3 protein-coding genes are annotated in these 3,782 nt (G+C 28.5%); all 3 read right to left on the reverse strand.

The features are described 5' to 3' along the window. Positions 1-457: 457 nt before the first annotated feature. On the reverse strand, positions 458-2,335 hold the full coding sequence (locus CCZ01_RS09705; RefSeq protein ID WP_112053008.1) for an ATP-binding protein: 1,878 nt from the start codon (positions 2,333-2,335) through the stop codon (positions 458-460). Between the two features lie 22 nt (positions 2,336-2,357). Further along, positions 2,358-2,498 (reverse strand): hypothetical protein, encoded by a 141-nt coding sequence (locus CCZ01_RS10510; protein WP_181566392.1) that lies wholly within the window; start codon positions 2,496-2,498, stop codon positions 2,358-2,360. Further along, positions 2,495-3,782 (reverse strand): putative barnase/colicin E5 family endoribonuclease (locus tag CCZ01_RS10515; RefSeq protein ID WP_458692865.1); only part of this gene is annotated, 1,288 nt, incomplete at its 5' end. The genes CCZ01_RS10515 and CCZ01_RS10510, both read right to left, overlap by 4 nt.

Genomic DNA, 3,782 nt, shown 5'->3' on the forward strand with positions numbered 1-3,782 from the left:
ATAAATGCGTTTTATAATGTAAGAAGATACAAATACCTTTGTTATTATTAAATGTAGTTTTTAAGGCTTATAGAGTTAATATAGGCTATGTTTTTGTTTGTAGTCGTTTTTTGTAGCTACGCTATCCCCCACAATCTAGCGTAAGTTTTTTGTGCTTAAGGAGAAACTAAGTGGGGGAATCCTAAAATAATGCGGATTAGTTTGATATGAACTCAAGGAGTTTCTGGAAAAACTCTTTGAGTAACTCTAAGGCTATCATTTTAACGATAAGCTTTAAAGTTTTCTTCATCTTTAACCTCCTTTCTACGCTAGATTGCATAAAAAGAAAGTTACCCCTTAAACACATTCTTATTTTACTGTTTTGACTCTAAAACTTCAATTTATCGCATAATAGGTTTTATATGGACGATTTTAGGCACTTGTAGAGAGATGAAAAGCTTATCGCTCTTTTTAAAAATCATTCCTTATCAAAAAAATTTGTAAGAATATCCATAAATACCTTATTTCTTGCTCTAGCGTCATCTACTAAGGTTTGCATATCTAAAATATAAAAATATGTTTGTAATTCAGGATTATAAGAAAAATACATTTCACCATTTGAAAATATTTTTTTATAGTTATTAATTCTTAATTGTCTTTTAAAATTATCATCTATTGTTGTGATTGTATAATACCATTTTTCTGGTATTTCTTTAAAATGATTATTGATAAAGTCAGCATAATCTGCTATTTGTGTAATAGAATTAATCTTATTTCTATCGATTGTTTTTTTATTTCCGAAAGGTTTTATCTCAATAGTTACAAGTTTTTTCTTTTGTTCAGAATCAAAATATATAAATAAATCTGGTTCTTGATTATCTCCTTCAAATATTTGAATATCTTGACTGATTTGCTTTTTAAGTTCTTTTATTTTTTTATCACTCAATGCTTTTGAAAAACTCATAAATTTATCATCAATAATCCATAAATTGCAATTTTTTAAATCTACAAATGAATCATTATGAGTATATACTTCTCCTTGTGGTATTATGAGATTATGGATTTGTTTTTCATCTGTAATATTGTCTTTTATAAAATTTTGCATTTCATTAATAACAATTTGCCTATTTACAATATATTCAGCTAACTCGATAGAGGAGTTACTCAGTATTGTATTAAATTCATTTTCTGTTAATTCTCTGCCTAATGATTCATATTGCAATTTTCTCAAATCCTCTTTTACTATATCGAGAGTATCATAAGAACTTTTAACATAATCCTTTACAGATAAATACCCAACAGATTTTGCATTAATCTCATTAAATTTGTTTTTAAAGAACGGAAACTTTTTTGTAGCTTCATCAAAACTATTTTTATTTTTTTCTTCCATATCATTAAAAACTTTATTTAGAATTTTTTGTATAACTTCCTTAAGGTGACTTTCTATCTCAAACCAAGTTAGATAGGTTAGTGTGCCTCTTATTTTACTTTTAATTAAAAAATCTGCTCTATCATCATTGACATTGCTGTCCAAATAATCACTTTTTACCAAAAATATATAAGATATTTTTGGTAAGTTAATGTCAAAATTAAAATCTTTTACTTTTATTAAATCAGCACAATAACTACCAATCTTAAGAGCTGTATCACTTTTAGTATGTTTATCTATATAATAAAGAAGCTCAAAATCTGTATTTTTTCCATTAGATTCTATAATTATATTTTGTTTTTCTACTTGAGGGATTTCTATTAGTGATATTTTACCAATAGCCTTATTATCCCTATAAAAATTTATCTCTAAATTATCAAGAAAATTATTTTGTTTAATTAGTATTAGTGTTGGCAAAAGAGATATTCTTATATTTTCCATAAGCTTATCAAATCTATTGGTTTGAAATAGAATCTTTTTATCTTTCTCATATCTTAAATTTTTTAATTCCAATATAGTTTTATTATCATAATTTTCACTTGATTGTTTCACATCAATATAGTTAGTGTCAAGGGTAATTATTTGTTTAAGGCTTTTATAAACTATCTTATCAGTAATTTTCAAAAAACAAAAGCGTCCTGTTCCTTTTGCTCCCCATTTTTCAGCTTTATAATCTGTGCCATATATTTTAAAAGAATTTAAATTGTCAGCAGTAAATCCCTCTCCATTATCTTCAATAATCATTTCATCAATATCACATTCATTTTCAATGAGTGTAGGCATTGTTTTAAATTTGCAATTAATTTGAGTTGCTTTTGCATGTATGGAGTTAGAGATAGCTTCTCTTAATACTCTATCTATTATGTTATCAATAGGAATTTTCTTGATTATTCTTTCAAGATTGATATTTATATTTTCTTTACCCATTGTCGTAACTCCCAAAATATCTCTAAAATGCAATTTTACAATATTTTAGCATTACATTCAATAAGCTATCGTAACAATCTAGCAATCTCTCCAAGATATCTAGCTCCTCGCCTTGCACTTTGGGGAGTAAAAGCTTATCCGCTTTGCTCATAATATCTTTCATTTTGGCGTATCGCTCATTTTAAAATTGGGTAGATATTTTTTCGCAAATTTCTCTATGTCTTTTGTATTAGAGTAAATATTTCTAGCTATTTCATTCTTTAATTCTCTAAAAAATGTTCCATTTGTTCGCTCTAACAAGTCTATTTCAGTCTTCTTAAGTTGGCTTAAAATCTGTAAATATTCCTTATCTACTGCATTTAAGCTCTCTTTTGATAATAAATCTTTTAGCATATATCCAAATTGGCTAAAATCAAGCGGATTATTCTTAGTTTTTATTTTTTTAGGCATTATGAATTCATAATGAATATGATGCTCTTTGAGTAAAGCATTAAATGCATCATAGCTACTTTTAAGCACAGCAGGTTCTATTTCTAATGCTAATTTATAGGCGATTTTCCCTGCGTTTATCTGTGTGTTTTGGATTTTTTTGTTGTCTTTTAGAGTATCTACATTTTTGTACAGGTAATTTGCCATATCGCTAATGTCTTGCTCACTCAAAGGCTCTTTAGTGTAAGTTAGCTTAGCAATTTCGTTGAAGCTTCTATCGCGTGGTTGCGGATAATTTGCCATTTGCGTGAATTTGTAGAAACTTGTTAGCTTCTCTTTTGTGTGATATTTCATAGATTCTGCAAAATCATCAAACATATCTGTAATCGTATAAGCCGCATAGAACAAATCTTTGTTTTGTTGTGTTTTACCTTGCTTTATTTGTGCATTTGTGGTAGAATTGGATTGTTGGTTATTTAAGAGAACATCATCAGTTTTTGACTGCTCTGACACCGACTTATTTGTAAAATTGGCTTCGTAACGAGGACTGCCAATATCCAGCTTTTTACTTGAGTTAGGTAAGGGACGCTTATCTGTAAAAAGGACATCGCCGAACGTCTTGTCTTTTTCTCGTTCCGCTTCATAAGCAGTTACAATCCAATTATTATTGCCCTGCTTTTCAAAACCTTGCGACAATCCTACTTTATAATATTCATTTCCTTTTTTGTACCAGATCGTATTTACGCCATTTTCACTAATTACCTTTCCTTTTTCTATAATTTCACTTAATCCATTCATTAATCCCTTTTCACCTTCACCAAAGGCTAAGAATTCTCCATTGTTATAGTGTTTTTCTATAATCTTACTTAATCCATAGCCTTTAATTTGTCCTTTAGAATCTTTCTCTGCCTTTCCCCACACTAAATCAATATCCCCTAAGCCTTCTTTATAGAATGCTCCTGCAACTTGTGCATTAAACTCACCTTCACCTTTGAAAACTCTTGATTCTCTTAAAAGC

It is taken from the genome of Helicobacter monodelphidis (assembly GCF_003288845.1).
Taxonomy (GTDB): Bacteria; Campylobacterota; Campylobacteria; order Campylobacterales; family Helicobacteraceae; genus NHYN01.

Bases quoted from the DNA above. Each gene is read 5' to 3' on its own strand.
- CCZ01_RS10510 (WP_181566392.1), bottom strand. From the start codon at position 2,498: ATGAAAGATATTATGAGCAAAGCGGATAAGCTTTTACTCCCCAAAGTG.
- CCZ01_RS09705 (WP_112053008.1), bottom strand. From the start codon at position 2,335: ATGGGTAAAGAAAATATAAATATCAATCTTGAAAGAATAATCAAGAAA.